Here is a 15,869-nt window from a genome sequence, read left to right as displayed (position 1 = left end):
CTGATGATTTGGAACTGGCTTGTGGTGCCACTCTTGCGAAGTTGTCCGACGCCGGCCATGACGTCAGGACCATGGTCATGAGTACCGGGAGCAAGGGCGGAAACAGCCGGATCCGGGTGACGGAGGCTGCTGCAGGCTCTGACTTCATGGGAGCCACCGCTGTGCAGGTCCATCATTTCCAGGACACCAACTTGTCCGAGCATGGCCAGGAGATGGTGAAAGCAATCGAGGAAGCCATTGAGGACTTCCGTCCTGACGTTGTGATCACGCATTCCCGCAATGACTACCACCAGGACCACCAAGCGGTCCATAGTGCCACCATGCGGGCGGCTCGACGCCACTCGTCCATCCTGTGCTTTGAGAGTCCATCGTCCACCCGGCAGTTTGATCCCAGCGTCTTTGTGGACATCGCCGGATATGTCGACGTGAAAATACATGCCGTTGGCATGCACCGGAATCAAAGGGGCAAACCGTACATGAGCGCTGAAAGGGTCCGCAGTCTCGCGGCCTTCCGGGGCTCACAGGTCAAGACCACCTACGCCGAAGGTTTTGAACCGGTTCGATTGCTCGGCTCTGCCGTAGGAGAGTTCTGATGGTGCGGGTATTGGTCACAGGTGTAGGCGGGCCTGCCGGACTTTCTTTGGCTCGTCAATTGATGGACCAAGGACACTGGGTTCTGGGCGTCGATATGAAGCAGGTTCACGCTTCAGCGGCGGACGCTGTGGTTGTGGTGTCTCCCGCAAACGCGCCCGGCTATCTATGGGAACTCCGGGGGCTCGTGGCCGCCCACGGCATAGGCCTGGTGGTGCCTACCGTTAGTGACGAACTGATGCTGATGGCCGAAGCCAGGGATGATTTCGCTCCGGGAGCCGAGATTCTGATTGGGGACCCGGCACCGGTTCGGATTGCAAATGACAAGTACCTCACCATGAGGTGCCTTGCCAACGCCAATGTAGCTGTTCCGGATTTCGCCTTGCCGGGGGATTTCAGCTCCATCAACGAGGCAATGGCCCGTCTTGGCGGATCACTGGTGGTCAAACCCCGGGTTTCACGTGGTGGGCGTGGCGTTCAGGTCCTGGAGAGAGCTGCCGACGGTGGAAGAAATGCCGCGCGGGTATGGTCGGCATTGGACGATTCCTGGATCGTGCAGCGCTTTGCGCCGGGAACTGAGTATGCACCCGTGGTCTTTCGGTCCTGGCACGAGCCAGAGCAGGAGGATTTGGTGGTGGTGCTGGAGAAAACGGAGCTAAAGCAAGGTCGCATCGGCAATGCCCTCTCTATCAGGAGGGTGGATACGGCGGAGGCTCCCGACGTTGCCCGGACGGCGGAAGCAGCCTCTGCAGCACTCGGCTTGACGGGACCCATAGACGTTGACGTTCGTCGCAGGTGGGACGGAACGCCTGTAGTCCTTGAGGTGAACGCCAGGTTTGGCGCCAACAGCGCCTATGCCCCCCAACTCCTGGAGACCGTCCTGCGGAGTTACGCCCTTGGGCCACTGACGGGACGGGCCGTGTGACGTGGCGTGACGCTGCTTTGGTGTTCGTCCAGTGCGGCGGCCTGGTGATCCTGAGCTTCGGAATGATCAAGATCGCCTATGTTCCACTTGCCTTGTATTTCAATTGGTTACATCGTTCCAAACCTCCCAAACATCGCTACTCCGTAATGAGCCAGCGGCCTTTGGTGTCCGTGATTGTCCCTGGCTACAACGAAGCCGTGGTCATCACCAAGTGCGTCGAGTCGATCCTGGCGAGCCGATATTTGCGGCTCGAGGTCATTCTGGTGGACGACGGTTCCACTGATTCCACCGCGGACATCATGGCGGGCCTTGCCCGGCAGTACGACAGGGTGCGGTTCATGTCGCAGGCGAATGCGGGGAAGGGCGCCGCCCTCAACTGCGGAATCGCCGCAGCACAGGGGGACATCCTGATGTTTGTTGACGCCGATGGGATCTTTGCTCCGGACACCCTCATGAACATGCTGGAAGGTTTCGATCATCCCAAGGTGGGGGCGGTCTGCGGCGATGACCGGCCCGTCAATCTGAACCGTGTCCAAACCATGATGCTCGCCGTCCTGAGCCACGTTGGCACTGGCTTGGTCCGCAGGGCCCTTTCCCTGTTGCACTGCCTGCCCATCGTTTCGGGAAACATCGGCGCCTTCCGAAGCGATCTTGTGAGGCAGTTGGGCGGATTCCACGAGGACACCCTGGGCGAGGATCTTGAATTGACGTGGAGGGTCTACAAGGCCGGCTACCGGGTTCATTTCCAGCCCAGTGCATTGGTCTACGCTGAGTCGCCGTCCACCATGGGCGGACTATGGCGCCAGCGCGTTCGGTGGTCCCGAGGGTTGTTGCAAACACTTCGAATGCACGCCGGAATGCTGGGTCGGCGTCGTTATGGGATGTTTGGCATGTTCCTGATATTCAACGCCATCACCATGGTGGTGATCCCCGTGCTGCAACTGGCAATTCTGGCGGTCCTGCCGTTCCTCTACATAGCCGGTGCAGGTCCGGTACCAGGCGAGGTGTTCGCAATTCTTGGCTGGTTGGGCCTCTTTGTGTCCCTGTCTCTGGTGTGCTTCTCCATTGGCTTGAACCGCTCCTGGCGGGATCTTCGGTTTCTGTGGACGCTGCCATTGTGGCCCTTCTATTCGGTCTTTGTTGGGCTGGCTCTCGCCACCGCAATCGTCAAGGAAATCAGGGGTAGCCCGGCCAAGTGGAACAAGTTGCAGCGGACTGGCGTCATCAGTGTGATCGCTGCCGAGGCCACAGTCCGGAAAGAGGTGAGCATTTGAAACACATGACCGCTTTCGGGTTCACCGGGGCCCTTCTGGCTTCGACGCTGGTGATGGCGGGGTGTGCGGGCGAAACGCCTCCTGTGCCCGCCCACCGGATGGTGAATCTAGGGTTTGAAGACGTAGTCAACACCGAGCGCGGGTATTTGGCCGGTCTCTCGGATCGCCTCAATTCCGTGGACGCCACGGCCGTGTCGCTCTCTGTGGGACGTACTGATTGGACAGCTTTCCCATGGCCGGAGCAACCTGGAATGGAGTCCAGCCAGGTGTCCCGATCAGGCCGGGACTTCGTAGCGGAGGCCATCACGGCACTGGAGACTGCGGACGATGGCAGCAAGCGTGAGGTCGTCCTGACCATCGATGTCCTGCTGGACCGTGCGCTGAAGGAAGATCCGTCCCTTGCCGGGCGAAGCGTTGACGGGGCGGAGTCCGCTTCCTTTGCAAGTGTGTGGGCCTTGAGGCATGGCAAGGCCGGTAAGCGCCTGGCTTCTATCGCAGCTGCAGTCGCTCGGAAGTACAAGCCCTCGGCAGTGAACCTCACGGAACTCATGTTCGACGACTTCACTTTCGGCAGCGACGATCTCGAAGATTTCAAAGTCACCACCGGTTCCACGGACTGGCCCCGAAGCAGCGATGGGTCCATCAATGTTTCCGACCCGCGCATCCACACCTGGCGCAGTGCAGCCATGGCGGACATCGTGCGCAAGGTGGGTGCCGCCGTCGAACCCTATGGCGCCAATCTGGATATGGACGTGCGGTCACCGCGCGATTCGCCGTCCGGAGACCGCGCGGACAGCGGGCATGACTACGATCTCCTGCTGACGCAGGTGGACCGGCTTCACGTGTGGGAGTACGTGGGGCTCAACAGCGAACGATCCCCGAAGACCAGGGAACTGGCTGAGTCCATGAATCGCCGTGGCGGCTCCCGCATGTCCTTGTCGGTGGGGCTTTGGTCCGAAGATGGTCGGATTTCGGCTGGAGAATTCGGGACCGCATTACGCAATGCGGCGCTCGGCGGTGCGTCCTCAGTGTCAGTGACGCCTGCCAGCCTTATGGAGGACCAGCACTGGGAAGAGCTGAGGAAGGCGTGGTCCGGTTAGGCGCGCACTGTTGGGCGGATTCCCTGAGGAGTACGCTGACCGCATGGGGATGGACGCAGCGGTTGCAATTGCGGTCAGTACTGCCCTGATTCTTTGCTCTATTTGGGCAGGCACACGGCTGGTTCAGCGGGGTGTTTCCGCGAAAGGGGCGACCGGCACCCTGGGGAGCGTCCTGTCCATGATTGAACCCGCAACCGGCGCGCCAACCCGCATTGAGGCGGCCGCTGCCCTTGAGGAGATGCGCCAGCGTCGCCACGAAATGCCCTCGGCTGGGCCCGGCCCCTTACATGAGGAGATCATGAGCGGGAAAGTGGTCCTGCCCATGAGGCCGCTCCCACCGCGCGATGCCAAAATTTGAGACACATTCCATGGCTCCAGTTCGGTGCGGGTAAGATCCCGTAGGAAACATTAGTAATCCGGCTCACAGTATCCAGCGCAGTGTACGGGCCAAAACCAGACCCGAAGGTATGCATCCATGGTTCACACTGCCCCGCAAGATACCGATCTCGCTGCCGAACTGCGCGCCGATGTGCGCCGCGTTTCAACCCTCCTGGGCGAGTCGCTGGTACGTCAGCACGGTCCGGAGCTCCTTGACCTCGTGGAGCAGGTCCGCCTGCTGACCAAGGAATCCAAGGAAGCTGCACGCGGCGGTGCAGATGCCACCGGGCCTTGGAGCGCGCACGACGTCGTTGCCCAAGTCCGCGAATTGCTCGCCTCCCTGCCGCTGGACCAGGCGACGGATCTGGTGCGGGCCTTCGCCTTTTACTTCCATCTCACCAATGCAGCGGAACAGGTTCATCGCGTCCGCGGGCTCCGCACCCGGCAGGAGAAGGACGGCTGGCTGGCGAAGGCTGTATCCGAGATTGCGGGCCAGGCAGGTCCTCAGGTTCTGCAGGACGTGATCAACGAACTCGACGTGCGCCCCATTTTCACGGCCCACCCCACCGAGGCCTCACGCCGTTCCGTGCTGGACAAGGTCCGTAAACTCTCCGACGTCCTCGCCGAGCCGACGGCGGAAGGCACCTCCTCGCGTCGTCGGCAGGACCGGCAGCTTGCCGAGATCATCGACCAAATGTGGCAGACGGATGAGCTGCGGCAGGTTCGACCCACGCCCGTGGATGAGGCGCGAAACGCCATCTATTACTTGAACAGCATCCTGACCGACGCCATGCCGGAAATGCTGACGGACCTATCGGAGCTGCTGGCAGAGCACGGCGTCAGCCTGCCGGCCGCCGCGGCACCCCTGCGCTTCGGTTCGTGGATTGGTGGTGACCGTGACGGCAACCCCAACGTCACCGCCGCCGTCACGCGGGAAATCCTGCAGCTGCAGAACCAGAATGCCGTCCGCATCAGCATTGCCTTGATTGACGAACTGATCTCGGTGCTTTCCAACTCCACGGCACTTTTTGGGGCGGACCAGGTGCTGTTGGACTCGATCGACCAGGACCTGAAGAACCTCCCGGGACTGGACAAGCGCATCCTTGAACTGAATGCGCAAGAGCCGTACAGGCTCAAGCTGACGTGCATCAAGGCCAAGCTCATTAATACCGGCCGCCGTGTTTCTGCCTCTACTTATCACGAGCCCGGCCGCGACTACTCCACTACGTCGGAGTTGTTGGCGGAGTTCGGGCTGCTGGAGGATTCCCTCCGCAACCATTCGGCCGCGCTCGTGGCGGACGGGGCCCTGGCCCGTGTTCGCCGGGCCATTGCGGCTTTCGGTTTGCATCTGGCAACGCTGGACATTCGCGAACACGCCGACTACCACCATGATGCCGTGGGCCAGCTTGTGGATCGGCTTGGTACGGAGAAGCCCTACGGCGACCTCAATCGTGCGGAGCGCTTCACATTCCTTGGAACAGAACTCGCGTCCCGTCGACCACTTTCCGGCCACCCCATCAAACTCGAGGGTACCGCTGACGGCACGTATGACGTCTTCCGTAGCATCCGGCAAGCCCTGCACACGTACGGGCCGGACGTCGTGGAGACCTACATCATCTCCATGACCCGTGGGGCCGATGATGTCCTGGCCGCAGCGGTGCTGGCCCGCGAGGCAGGTCTGATTGACCTCTTCGGCTCGAAGCCGCACGCCAAGATCGGATTTGCTCCGCTGCTGGAAACGGTGGAAGAACTGCGCGCATCTGCTGAGATCGTGGACCAGTTGTTGTCCGATCCGTCGTACCGGGAACTCGTCCGACTCCGCGGAGACATCCAGGAAGTCATGCTGGGTTACTCCGATTCCAACAAGGAATCCGGCGTAATGACCAGCCAGTGGGAAATCCATAAGACCCAGCGGAAGTTGCGTGACGTCGCAGCAAAGCACGGCGTGCGTGTCCGCTTGTTCCATGGCCGTGGTGGTTCCGTGGGCCGCGGTGGCGGACCCACTTACGACGCTATCATGGCACAGCCGAATGGTGTGCTCGAAGGTGAGATCAAGTTCACCGAGCAGGGTGAGGTCATTTCGGACAAGTATTCCCTGCCCGAACTGGCGCGCGAAAACCTTGAGTTGTCCTTGGCCGCTGTCATGCAGGGCTCGGCCTTGCACCGGACTCCGCGTACGTCCGAGGACGAGCGCGAGCGCTTCGCGAATGTCATGGAAACCATCTCCGACGCAGCATTCGACCGCTACCGCAGCCTGATCGACGATCCCGATCTGCCGGCATACTTCCTAGCCTCCACGCCGGTGGAACAGTTGGGTTCATTGAACATTGGATCGCGTCCGTCCAAGCGCCCGGACTCCGGTGCCGGCCTCGGAGGTCTCAGGGCCATTCCCTGGGTTTTCGGTTGGACGCAGTCCCGGCAGATCGTTCCGGGCTGGTTCGGTGTGGGCTCGGGCTTGAAGGCTGCCCGCGAAGCCGGCAACACTGATCAGCTCCTTGAAATGATGGATCGCTGGCACTTCTTCCGTTCTGTGATCTCCAATGTGGAGATGACGCTGGCGAAAACCGACATGGAAATTGCGGGACATTACGTATCCTCCCTGGTCCCGGAGGAACTACACCGCCTGTTCCACATGATCCGTGACGAGTACGAGCTCACCGTGGCCGAAATCGAGCGCCTGACCGGCGAGATCGAACTCCTCGATGCGCAGCCTACGCTCAAGCGGTCGCTGGAAATTCGAGACCAGTACCTCGATCCCATCAGCTACCTTCAGGTGGAACTGCTCCGCCGCGTGCGCGAAGAGTCCGTGTCCGGAGCCGAGATCGACGAGCGGCTCCAGCGGGCCATGCTCATCACGGTCAACGGCGTAGCCGCCGGCCTTCGCAACACCGGCTAGCCGACGCTCTCCCACATCCCTCGGGGTTTTACGGAACCCTCTCCCAGCTGGTGGAAGAGGGTTCTGCCCAAGGGTGTGGGATGTGGAAGAGGGTTCTGCCCAAGGGCGTGGGATGTGGAAGAGGGTTAGGGTGGTGGGATGCCGTCGTTCCAAACCAAGTTGAAGATCACTGGCCTCAAACCGGGAAATGCGCCCGAATCCGTGATGGCCGCAGCTGTTGAGGCCTTGGAAACCCGCCACCACGTCGAGTCGAACCAGCTGGACATCGTTGGCGGCGTCCCGCAGATCAGCCTCCGCTTCACCGTGGGCGACCGTGATTATTCAGGGGAGAACGACGAAGCCCGGACCTCGGCAGCCATGATGCGTGACGCCGTCGAACGCGTGGCCATTACGGGTAGCCTGTACGTGCTGCGCCGCAGCCGCGGACGCTGGTCGCCGGTCTAGCCACGTCGCCGGTCTAGCCACGCCGCCGGCGCTACTCCGGTTGTGGGACGTCGCCGGGTGTATCGGCGTCGAACGGTTCATCCACAGGTGAGCGGCTGCCACGGCGTCGCGTCACAATCAGCCCCACCACCACGCCGATCACCAGGCCGACGCCCACCCCGATCAGCGAGCTGGCCCAAAAGGGAAGCTTGGTGGTGGAACCGGTGAAATAGCCGAGGCCGACTTGCCAGACCGCCCAGAGAATTGCTCCCAAGCCGGCGCACAGGCTGAAGCCGCGGACCGAGACGTTGGCGATGCCGGCCGCGGATGACGTGGCGAGCCGACCACCCGGGATGAACCGGGCCCCGATGATGGCGCCGTACGTTGAGGATCTGCCGGCTTTGGCGATCGCCTCATGGATCCCGCGGTGAACCCGGCGGCCCCACGCCCACCGGTCCAGGACGTGGCTGATGCGCCGTTTGAAGAGGATAAAGACCGCCATGTCGCCGAGCCAGGAGGCAAAGGCGGCGAGCAACAGAATCAGCCAGAAGTTCGCGTGGCCGTCTGCAGCCAGTGCCCCACCGGTGATCACCACCATTTCGGAGGGGATGGGCGGGAAGATGGCGTCGCCCAGCACAATGGGGACGATCCACAGGTAAATTGCGGATCCCCATGACTCCGGGGCGGTGATATCCATGGGCACAAGGTACCGCACTTGCCGCTCCCCCCGCTCCGGCGCGAGACTGGCGCCATGCGAATCGACATTTTGCAGGGTGACATCACCACCCGTGATGTGGATGTGATCGTCAACGCCGCCAACTCGTCATTGCTCGGCGGCGGGGGAGTGGACGGTGCCATCCACCGGGCAGCCGGTCCGGAGCTCCTTGCCGCCTGCCGCGAGCTGAGGCGAACGGAGTTGCCGGACGGGCTGCCGGTGGGGGCCGCCGTCGCAACCCCCGCGTTCCGGCTTCCCGCCCGCTGGGTGGTTCATACCGTCGGTCCCAACCGGCATGCGGGGCAAACGGATCCGGCGTTGCTGGCCTCGTGCTTCCGCGAGAGCCTGTGGGCCGCGGTCGGGCTCGGTGCCAGGTCCATCGCCTTCCCCGCCATCAGCGCCGGAATCTACGGATGGGACGCCCGTCAGGTTGCGGAGGTAGCGTTCGAGGCCGTGAGGTCGTTTTCGTCGTCGTCAGTCAGCGGCGCTGCGGAGAGCCGACTTGAGACGGTGGAGTTAGTGCTGTTTTCGGAAGGCACGACGGCGGTCTTCCGGACTGTGTTTGACTCCTCACCCTGACCCGACGACGTGCCGGGATCGGAGTGACGCTTGCGGCGCTTGACTACATAGAACAGGACCGTGACAAGCGCCAACGACGGCAGGCCGAAGATCAGGGTCATGTTGAAGGCCGAGGTGCCCAGTGTGCTGACGCCGATTGCGAGCATCAGGACGGCTCCGAGAATGGTGCCCACGGGGTAGAAGCGGGTCTTGTAGGACAGTTCCGTGCCACTGCGCTTCATGCTGCGACGGAAGAACCAGTGGGTCACGAAAATCATGAACCAGGTGAACATGGCCCCGAACATGGAGATGGCCATCATCAAGGTGAAGGCGGTTTCGGGGAACATCGCGTAGACCACTGTGGCGATGGCGATTCCGGTGGTGGAGAGGATCAGGGCATTGACCGGGGCGCCGTTGGTGCGCAGCTTGCCGAACACGGCGGGTGCGTCGCCGCTGCGGGAAAGGCTGAAGATCATGCGGGTGGAGATGTAGAGCTGGCTGTTCATGGCCGAGAGCGCGGCGATGATCACCACGAAGGTCAGCAGGCTGTCCGCGAAAGGTATGCCGAGGTTCTGCATCACTGTGACGAAAGGGCTGCCACCGGCGAGGATTTGGCTGACGGGTGCAATCGCAAGGATGAGCGCCAGAGTGACGATGTAGAACAAAAGCAACCGGGCGATGGTGGTGCGGAAAGCCTTCTTCACAGCTGTTGCGGGGTCCTTGGCTTCGCCCGCCGCGATAGCGATCATCTCAATGCTGAGGTAGCTGAAGATGGACACGATCACGGCGAACCACGTGCCGGACAAGCCGTTGGGGAAGAAACCGCCCTCGGCGGTGTAGTTCTGGAAGCCGGTGCCTTCGGTGCGGGCGCCGAACACGATGTACGCACCGAGCACAATGAACGCGATGATCGCGAAGACCTTGATGCTGGAGAACCAGTACTCCAGGGTTCCGAACACCTTGACGTTCATGGTGTTGACCCCGATCAGGACCGCGGAAAAGAAGATCACCCACAGCAGTGACGGCACGTCAGGGAACCAGAGCTTCATGTATTCGCCCACAGCGGTCACTTCAGTTCCCACCGCCAGCACTATGCAGGACCAATACATGTACTTCACCAGGAAGCCGGCCAGCGGGCTCACGTAGTGTTCCGCAAAAGCACCGAAGGAGCCCGACGTCGGGTGTGCCACTGTCATCTCGGACAGACTGCCCATCAGCAACAGGGCGATCAGGCCTCCAATGGCGTAGCTGATAATGACGCTGGGGCCTGCGAGGCCGATGGCGAACTTGCTCCCCAGGAACAGTCCCGTACCGATTGCACCGCCCAGCGCGATCATGGTCATCTGCCGGGATGTGAGCTGCCGTTTGAGCCCACCTTCACGTTCCTGGATCTTTTCGAAACTGCCCATCGCGACCTCCTCGTCGATTCTGCAAATCGATCCAAGGTAGAATCCAGCTCAGGTAGTAACCAAGGATTTCGAAGCATCACAAAAATATTGGAGAAGTGTTCGTGTCCGATTCAACAACAGCCCGTACGAAGGGCACCGTTCCGAACCGGGTTCGGCTCGATGAAACGGACCGGCTGATCCTCAAAGAGCTCATGGAGGACGCCAGGATTCCCAACAACGTGCTTGCCTCGAAGGCGGGCATAGCCCCTTCCACCTGCCTGGGCCGGGTCCGGGCGCTTCGGGACGCGGGGATTATTCGGGGCTTTCATGCATCAGTGGACCTCGAGGCCCTGGGGCTCCTGGTGTACGCGCTGATTTCAGTACGGGTGAATTCCCAAGCGCGCAACAAGATGTTGGCCATCGGTCAGAGGTTGCGGGCATTGCCCAACGTCCAGAGTGTTTTCCTGTTGGCCGGAGACCAGGATTTCCTCATGCACGTCGCCTGCGCTACGCCCAAGGAGCTCCGGGACTTCATAGCGGTGCACCTGGCGTCGGATCCGGCCATCGCGAACACCCAAACGAACCTGGTCTTTGATCAGTTGACGCCTGGGGATTGACGGCTGGCGGGAAGGGAACCGCAGGCTAACGAGCGCACTACTTCGCTAGCCTTGGGCTTCGCTGAGCTCCAATTGGCTGCGGTATTCCACCGGTTGTTTGGTGATGGGATCCATAAACCGGATGCCGCGGGCCAGCAGTTGGAGCGGCTTATTATAGTCGTCCGGCGCCTTGTCCAGCAGGTCAGGGTAGAAGGCGTCGTTGATGATGCCCAGGCCCAACGATGCCATGTGGACGCGGAGTTGGTGCGTTTTCCCGGTGTGTGGCTCCAGCCGGTACAGCGCGCGCTGGTGAGTGCCGGCGTCGAACGTTTTTGTCTGTTCAATGCGCGTTTCAGCGTTCGGTTCGCCGTCAATGACTTCGGCAAGCAGGTAGCTACGTGACTTGGTCATGCGGTTGCGGACCACTGCAGGGAATTCGACGGCGGGATAACCCGCGGCGGGCGTCGCGGCGGACACGCACTCGTATTCCTTCCGGACCTGGCGCTTCTCGAAGAGGACCTGGTACTTCCCCCGGGTTTCGGGGTTGGTGGAGAGCAGCAGGAGGCCGGCGGTCATACGGTCCAGGCGGTGCATGGGGATGAGGTCCGGGAGGTCCAGGAGGTTCCGGAGGCGGACCAAGGCGGATTCCTGGATGTAGGTGCCGCCGGGCGTGGTGGGGAGGAAATGCGGCTTGTCTACTACGAGGATGTGCTCGTCCTGGTGGAGGATGTTGATCTCCACGGGCAGCCGAGTCTCGGGCGGGAGGGTGCGGTAGTACCAAATGAAGGTGTGGTCCTCCAGTTTGGTGGTCCGGTCCAGCGGCACGCCGCCTTCGCCAACGATCTCGCCGGCGTCGAACCGATCTTCAATTCCTTGGGGATCTATGTGTCCCCAGCGGTGCATCATGTAGTCCATGGCGGTGATCCACGGGCCCTCGTCCGGCAGGCGGAGGCGGGTCGCGTTCACGCCGTCGCGCACGGGGAGGGGGGATTGCATCACCGGACAATTCTACTGTGGCTGCGTTGCGGGGCCCGCTCTGCGTCCCAATTCGCGCACACAGCACGCACAGGAGGCCTCGCAACGGAGGAGCCAGCCGAACACAAAAAAGTTCTTGACAAGAAAAGTTGTCGGTAAGCATACTTGAAGCATGTTGGACATCGAAGTGATCGAGGACCCCGCTGCGGCGGAAGCCTCGCTGGACCCCATCCGCACCCGCATTCTGCAGGAGCTTGTGGTGCCGGCGTCCGCCACGCAACTGGCTGCGAAGGTGGGTTTGCCCAGGCAGAAGGTCAACTACCATCTCAAAGCCCTGGAACGCCATGGGTTGGTGGAGTTGGTGGAAGAGCGGCGCAAGGGCAATGTCACCGAGCGCGTGCTGCGCGCGACCGCCGCGTCCTACTTGATCTCGCCCGTCGCGTTGGCGTCCGTGGCGCCTGACCCGCGACGATTCTCTGACCGGTTCTCGGCCTTTTGGTTGCTGTCGCTGGCCTCCCGCACTGTGCAGGAGATGGGCAAACTCATTGCCGGCGCTGCCGTGGCCAAGAAGAAGTTGGCCAGCTTCGCGATCGACGGCGAGATCACGTTCCGCTCCGCTTCCGAACGCGCAGCGTTCGCGGAAGAGCTTGGCGTGGCAGTCACCCGGCTCGTGGACAAGTACCACGACGGCGGCGCTTCCGCCGAGGCGGGCGGGGCACGCAGGCACCGGCTCGTCGTCGTACTTCACCCCGCACTCAAGGCGCCACCACAACAAGAGACCTCAACAGATCAAACAGTAGAAAAGGACCAAGGCAATGACTGACAACCGGAAATTCGAGATCGTGGCGGACACCGAACTGCCCGGAACGCCTGAGCGGGTGTGGAATGCGGTCACCGCAGACACCGCAGCCTGGATGTTCCCCACCGACCAGTGGCCCGATGTGAAGACCACCGAAGAGTTCCCCACGCACCTGGTGTCCCGGATGGACGGCCCTGATGGCTGGTTCAACCAATTGGAGCATGTGCTGCAGTCGCTGGAGGGTGGCCGCGCCAGGCTGCACTACGTCCACAGCGGCATTTTCGCCGACAACTGGGACGAGCAGTACGACGGCGCCAGCAAGCACACCGAGTTCTACCTGCACACACTGGGCCAGTACCTGCAGTATTTCGACGGCAAGCCGGTGGTCTTCACGGATATCCAGAGCCCTGCCGCCTCGCAGATCTCCACGGGGTTCGTACAGTTGAAGCAGGCCTTGGGCGTGGATGGCATTGCGGCAGGAACTGCCGTGGATGTGGACGTCGACGGCGTAGGGAGGCTTCGTGGCGAGGTGGACTTCTCCAACGAGAACTTCCTGGGCTTGCGCACCGGCGATGCCCTTTATCGCTTCTTCGGGCGGAATGCCTTTGGCGCTCCTGTGGGCATGACCGTGCATGACTTCAGCGGTTCCGGGGATTCGGAGCTCACGGCCAAGGCCTGGGGTGCATTCCTGGAAAAGGTGTACGCCTAATAATGCGGTCAGGCGGCCCAGGCCCGCGCTACGGATTCCAGGGCCGCCTCGTAGATTTGCGACCAGTCGGTGGCCGGGTCATTCATTTGAGCCAACTCCAGACTGACCAGTCCGTGGACTTGCCCCCAAATGGCCATGGCCACCATGGTGGGATCGTCCTTGCGTAATGCGCCGGCTGACTGGGCGGCCATCACCGCCTCCACCAAGGGGAGCATGGAGTCCGAGGCGACCTCCGGCGTCGGGCTGCAGTCTACGTAGGCGGCCAGTGCGCCGCCGAACATGAGCCGATAGAGCGCTGGATGCTCCAGCGCCCATGCCCGGTACGCTCGCCCAAGGGCCAGCAGCCCGCCCGTGGACGCTTCCTTTTGGGACTCGCCGAAGGAACGGAAACCGTCGTCGACGGCGGCCGTCAAAAGTTGCGCCTTCCCGCCGAAGAGCGAGTAGATGGCGGTAGTGGACGTCTCGGCCGCGGCGGCAACGTCCCGGAGAGTGACGCGCGCAGGCCCTTCCCGGTCCACGAGTTCTGCGGTGACCGCCAACAGCTTCTGCTGGACGTGCTGATCATGAACGATGGGTCTTGCCATGCTTCCAAGTGTTTCATAACATTGTTTCATAACAGCGTTACTAAACTCGTGGTCAGGACGGATACGCATGGCACAGGAGATTTTCCCCGGCCGCTACACGGCGGGCATCAGGCGCGACACCGTGACCGTTTTCCTCATCGGGATGCGCGCCAACAGGTGGTGGAAGATAGGCCGCGTAGCGAAAGTTGCCTCAGCCATGCCCGTGATGATGCGGCACCTCGCGGCTAATCCCGAGGCCGGACTGCTGGGGAGCGAGCAATGGTTCGGGCGCACCACCATGCTGCTCAGCTATTGGGAGAGCCCGGAACATTTGCGGCGTTTCGCCGCCGACAAGGATTCGCCGCATCTGGGCCCGTGGCGGAAATTCATGAAGGAGATCGCAGGCAGCGGGGACATTGGGGTATGGCACGAGAAGTACCAGGTTCCGGCATCGGGGATTGAGGTGGTTTACAACGGGATGCCGGAGTTTGGCTTGGCCAAGGCAACCTCGCATATCCCCGTGGGGCCCGGCAGCAACACGGCGAAGCAGCGCATGGGTGCGCGATCCGCAAACCCAACCCGGTAGCAGCACATGCCGTTCTGTACCCGCCCCCTCAAAACGGTATCAAATGCGACTCATTTGGGTCGGGTCGGCGGTGGTGCGGACCACCTCCTAGGCGACGGCGGCGGGCCGCTCGGCCTTGAGGGTCCGGCTTAGGTGCGGAGCGGCGTCGAGCTTGTCCTGGGCGGCGCGGAGCGCGCCGACGGCAAACTCCAATTGCGCAGGCGGCAAGGTGAAGGGCATGCGCATGTAGTGCTCGAATGCCCCGCCCACTCCGAAGCGGGGGCCGGCGGCCAGGCGGAGCCCGAAGTCCGGCGCCAGGACGGTCAGTGCAGTGCTGCACGGCGAAGGAAGCCGGCACCAGAGAGTAAGCCCGCCACGTGGTCGCTCCACCTCCCACAACGGCAAGTGTTCGGCGAGCAACCCCATCAGCGTGTCCCTGTTGTGCCGGAGTTCTTCCAGCCGGGCATCCAAGGGCTCGGTGTAGGCCCGCACCAAGCGCGCCGCTGCCAATTGCTCCACCACAGGACCGCCCAAATCCATGATTGTCCTCGTCGCAACAAAACGGGTAATCATGGCTTCGTCAGCCCGGATCCACCCGGTCCTGAGGCCTGCCCAATGGGACTTGCTCAGCGACCCAATGGATACCACCGCGGAACTGAAGGACGACATGGGAGCGGTGCGGACGCCGTCGAGGTTCAACCCGCGCAGCGTCTCGTCCACCACCAGCACCGTCCCGGACGCATTTGCGGCCCGAACAAGTCGCCTCCGCTGCAGATCAGACATGATGCGTCCGGTCGGGTTGTGAAAGTCCGGCACGAGGTAGGCCATTGCTGGTCGCTGCTGGTTCATGGTGGCGACCATCGCATCGATGTCCCATGCAGGCGAGGTACTCGACTCCAATACCGGTAGCGCGACCGGAAGGGGCTTGCAGCCGGCAGCGCGGATGGCGTCCAAGGCATTGGGGTAGGTGGGGTGTTCCACCATGACCCTGTCCTGCTTTCCCGCAAGCGTGCGCAGCACGATGTTCAGGGCGTGCTGGGCGCCCGAGGTGACCAGGATCTGACCCGCCGTGGTGGGCACGCCCTCCGCTGTGTACCTCTCCGCGATGGCTTCACGCAGGTCGGGTACTCCGACGGCGTCATAACCGAAACCCGGCAAGAGCGCAGGGAGTTCGGTCAGTGCCTCCGCGAATGCCCTGTGCACAACTTCACCAGCAGCGGGCAGCGATGCATAGGCGAGGTCCAGCAGCCCGTCCGGAACCGCAAGCCCCGGCGCGCTGACCGGCGTGGAGCGATGCGGGATGCACGTCCGGCCGCGGCTGCCTTGCCCGGCGGTGAGGAACCCCTGCTCGCGCAGGCTCGCATAGGCCGCCGTGACCGTGGTGCGGCTGACGCCAAGTGTCTGGGCAAGTGCG

Annotated in this window: 16 protein-coding genes and 1 pseudogene; 12 read left to right on the top strand and 5 right to left on the bottom strand. The window is 62.3% G+C overall.

Going from position 1 to position 15,869, the window contains the following annotated elements; all coding sequences use genetic code 11:
- The 7 genes from HP499_RS10905 to HP499_RS10875 all read left to right on the top strand — a co-directional run.
- The coding region (locus tag HP499_RS10905) for a PIG-L deacetylase family protein (RefSeq protein WP_172324092.1) at positions 1–593 on the top strand (593 nt) is incomplete at its 5' end.
- Entirely contained in the window at positions 593–1,516 is a 924-nt protein-coding gene (locus HP499_RS10900) for an ATP-grasp domain-containing protein (protein ID WP_172324091.1), read from the top strand. The genes HP499_RS10905 and HP499_RS10900, both read left to right, overlap by 1 nt.
- Entirely contained in the window at positions 1,513–2,790 is a 1,278-nt protein-coding gene (locus HP499_RS10895; RefSeq protein WP_172324090.1) for a glycosyltransferase family 2 protein, read from the top strand. Before HP499_RS10900 ends, HP499_RS10895 begins: the two co-directional genes overlap by 4 nt.
- Positions 2,791–2,795: 5 nt before the next feature.
- A complete protein-coding gene (locus HP499_RS10890) occupies positions 2,796–3,890 on the top strand; it encodes a hypothetical protein (protein ID WP_253951523.1) in 1,095 nt (364 codons plus the stop codon).
- A 43-nt stretch (positions 3,891–3,933) separates the two neighbouring features.
- Positions 3,934–4,248 (top strand): hypothetical protein, encoded by a 315-nt coding sequence (locus HP499_RS10885; protein ID WP_172324089.1) that lies wholly within the window; start codon positions 3,934–3,936, stop codon positions 4,246–4,248.
- 117 nt (positions 4,249–4,365) lie between these two features.
- Positions 4,366–7,164, top strand: a complete 2,799-nt coding sequence (ppc, locus tag HP499_RS10880; RefSeq protein ID WP_172324088.1) for a phosphoenolpyruvate carboxylase — start codon at positions 4,366–4,368, stop codon at positions 7,162–7,164.
- A gap of 138 nt (positions 7,165–7,302) precedes the next feature.
- A complete protein-coding gene (locus HP499_RS10875; protein WP_089593699.1) occupies positions 7,303–7,608 on the top strand; it encodes a hypothetical protein in 306 nt (101 codons plus the stop codon).
- Positions 7,609–7,639: 31 nt separating this feature from the next.
- On the opposite strand, the gene HP499_RS10870 is transcribed toward HP499_RS10875, so the two are convergent.
- Positions 7,640–8,284, bottom strand: coding sequence for a DedA family protein (locus HP499_RS10870; RefSeq protein WP_172324087.1), 645 nt, complete (start codon positions 8,282–8,284; stop codon positions 7,640–7,642).
- A gap of 54 nt (positions 8,285–8,338) precedes the next feature.
- Here HP499_RS10870 and HP499_RS10865 point away from each other — a divergent pair, with 54 nt between their 5' ends.
- On the top strand, positions 8,339–8,881 hold the full coding sequence (locus HP499_RS10865; RefSeq protein WP_172324086.1) for an O-acetyl-ADP-ribose deacetylase: 543 nt from the start codon (positions 8,339–8,341) through the stop codon (positions 8,879–8,881).
- A 116-nt stretch (positions 8,882–8,997) separates the two neighbouring features.
- Here the strand turns inward: HP499_RS10865 and HP499_RS10860 are convergent.
- Positions 8,998–10,197: pseudogene (locus HP499_RS10860) on the bottom strand (amino acid permease); the annotation flags it as partial.
- A gap of 173 nt (positions 10,198–10,370) precedes the next feature.
- On the opposite strand from HP499_RS10860, the gene HP499_RS10855 reads away from it, so the two are divergent.
- Positions 10,371–10,865 (top strand): Lrp/AsnC family transcriptional regulator, encoded by a 495-nt coding sequence (locus tag HP499_RS10855; RefSeq protein WP_309138374.1) that lies wholly within the window; start codon positions 10,371–10,373, stop codon positions 10,863–10,865.
- Positions 10,866–10,910: 45 nt separating this feature from the next.
- Here the strand turns inward: HP499_RS10855 and HP499_RS10850 are convergent, their stop codons facing one another.
- Positions 10,911–11,840, bottom strand: coding sequence for an RluA family pseudouridine synthase (locus HP499_RS10850; protein ID WP_172324093.1), 930 nt, complete (start codon positions 11,838–11,840; stop codon positions 10,911–10,913).
- Positions 11,841–11,991: 151 nt separating this feature from the next.
- On the opposite strand from HP499_RS10850, the gene HP499_RS10845 reads away from it, so the two are divergent.
- Positions 11,992–12,642, top strand: coding sequence for a helix-turn-helix domain-containing protein (locus HP499_RS10845; protein WP_172324085.1), 651 nt, complete (start codon positions 11,992–11,994; stop codon positions 12,640–12,642).
- A complete protein-coding gene (locus tag HP499_RS10840) occupies positions 12,635–13,327 on the top strand; it encodes an SRPBCC domain-containing protein (RefSeq protein ID WP_172324084.1) in 693 nt (230 codons plus the stop codon). Before HP499_RS10845 ends, HP499_RS10840 begins: the two co-directional genes overlap by 8 nt.
- A gap of 8 nt (positions 13,328–13,335) precedes the next feature.
- On the opposite strand, the gene HP499_RS10835 is transcribed toward HP499_RS10840, so the two are convergent.
- Positions 13,336–13,911: a TetR-like C-terminal domain-containing protein gene (locus HP499_RS10835; RefSeq protein WP_172324083.1), complete on the bottom strand. Its 576-nt coding sequence runs from the start codon at positions 13,909–13,911 to the stop codon at positions 13,336–13,338.
- Positions 13,912–13,978: 67 nt separating this feature from the next.
- Between HP499_RS10835 and HP499_RS10830 the strand changes: the two genes are divergently transcribed.
- Complete coding sequence (locus HP499_RS10830) at positions 13,979–14,476, top strand: DUF4188 domain-containing protein (RefSeq protein WP_172324082.1); 498 nt, start codon at positions 13,979–13,981, stop codon at positions 14,474–14,476.
- An 87-nt stretch (positions 14,477–14,563) separates the two neighbouring features.
- Here HP499_RS10830 and HP499_RS10825 read toward each other — a convergent pair.
- Positions 14,564–15,869 (bottom strand): PLP-dependent aminotransferase family protein (locus tag HP499_RS10825; protein ID WP_172324081.1); only part of this gene is annotated, 1,306 nt, incomplete at its 5' end.

Origin of the sequence: Paenarthrobacter sp. CM16 (assembly GCF_013179505.1) — a bacterium.
Classification (GTDB): domain Bacteria; phylum Actinomycetota; class Actinomycetes; order Actinomycetales; family Micrococcaceae; genus Arthrobacter.
Note: the sequence above shows the minus strand (reverse complement) of the source record. Positions and strands in the feature narration are given on the sequence as shown.

Excerpts from the sequence above, each read along its gene's own strand:
- HP499_RS10900 (WP_172324091.1), top strand. The coding sequence starts at position 593 with ATGGTGCGGGTATTGGTCACAGGTGTAGGCGGGCCTGCCGGACTTTCT.
- HP499_RS10890 (WP_253951523.1), top strand. The coding sequence starts at position 2,796 with ATGACCGCTTTCGGGTTCACCGGGGCCCTTCTGGCTTCGACGCTGGTG.
- HP499_RS10885 (WP_172324089.1), top strand. The coding sequence starts at position 3,934 with ATGGGGATGGACGCAGCGGTTGCAATTGCGGTCAGTACTGCCCTGATT.
- ppc (WP_172324088.1), top strand. The coding sequence starts at position 4,366 with ATGGTTCACACTGCCCCGCAAGATACCGATCTCGCTGCCGAACTGCGC.
- HP499_RS10875 (WP_089593699.1), top strand. The coding sequence starts at position 7,303 with ATGCCGTCGTTCCAAACCAAGTTGAAGATCACTGGCCTCAAACCGGGA.
- HP499_RS10870 (WP_172324087.1), bottom strand. The coding sequence starts at position 8,284 with ATGGATATCACCGCCCCGGAGTCATGGGGATCCGCAATTTACCTGTGG.
- HP499_RS10865 (WP_172324086.1), top strand. The coding sequence starts at position 8,339 with ATGCGAATCGACATTTTGCAGGGTGACATCACCACCCGTGATGTGGAT.
- HP499_RS10850 (WP_172324093.1), bottom strand. The coding sequence starts at position 11,840 with ATGCAATCCCCCCTCCCCGTGCGCGACGGCGTGAACGCGACCCGCCTC.
- HP499_RS10845 (WP_172324085.1), top strand. The coding sequence starts at position 11,992 with ATGTTGGACATCGAAGTGATCGAGGACCCCGCTGCGGCGGAAGCCTCG.
- HP499_RS10840 (WP_172324084.1), top strand. The coding sequence starts at position 12,635 with ATGACTGACAACCGGAAATTCGAGATCGTGGCGGACACCGAACTGCCC.
- HP499_RS10835 (WP_172324083.1), bottom strand. The coding sequence starts at position 13,911 with ATGGCAAGACCCATCGTTCATGATCAGCACGTCCAGCAGAAGCTGTTG.
- HP499_RS10830 (WP_172324082.1), top strand. The coding sequence starts at position 13,979 with ATGGCACAGGAGATTTTCCCCGGCCGCTACACGGCGGGCATCAGGCGC.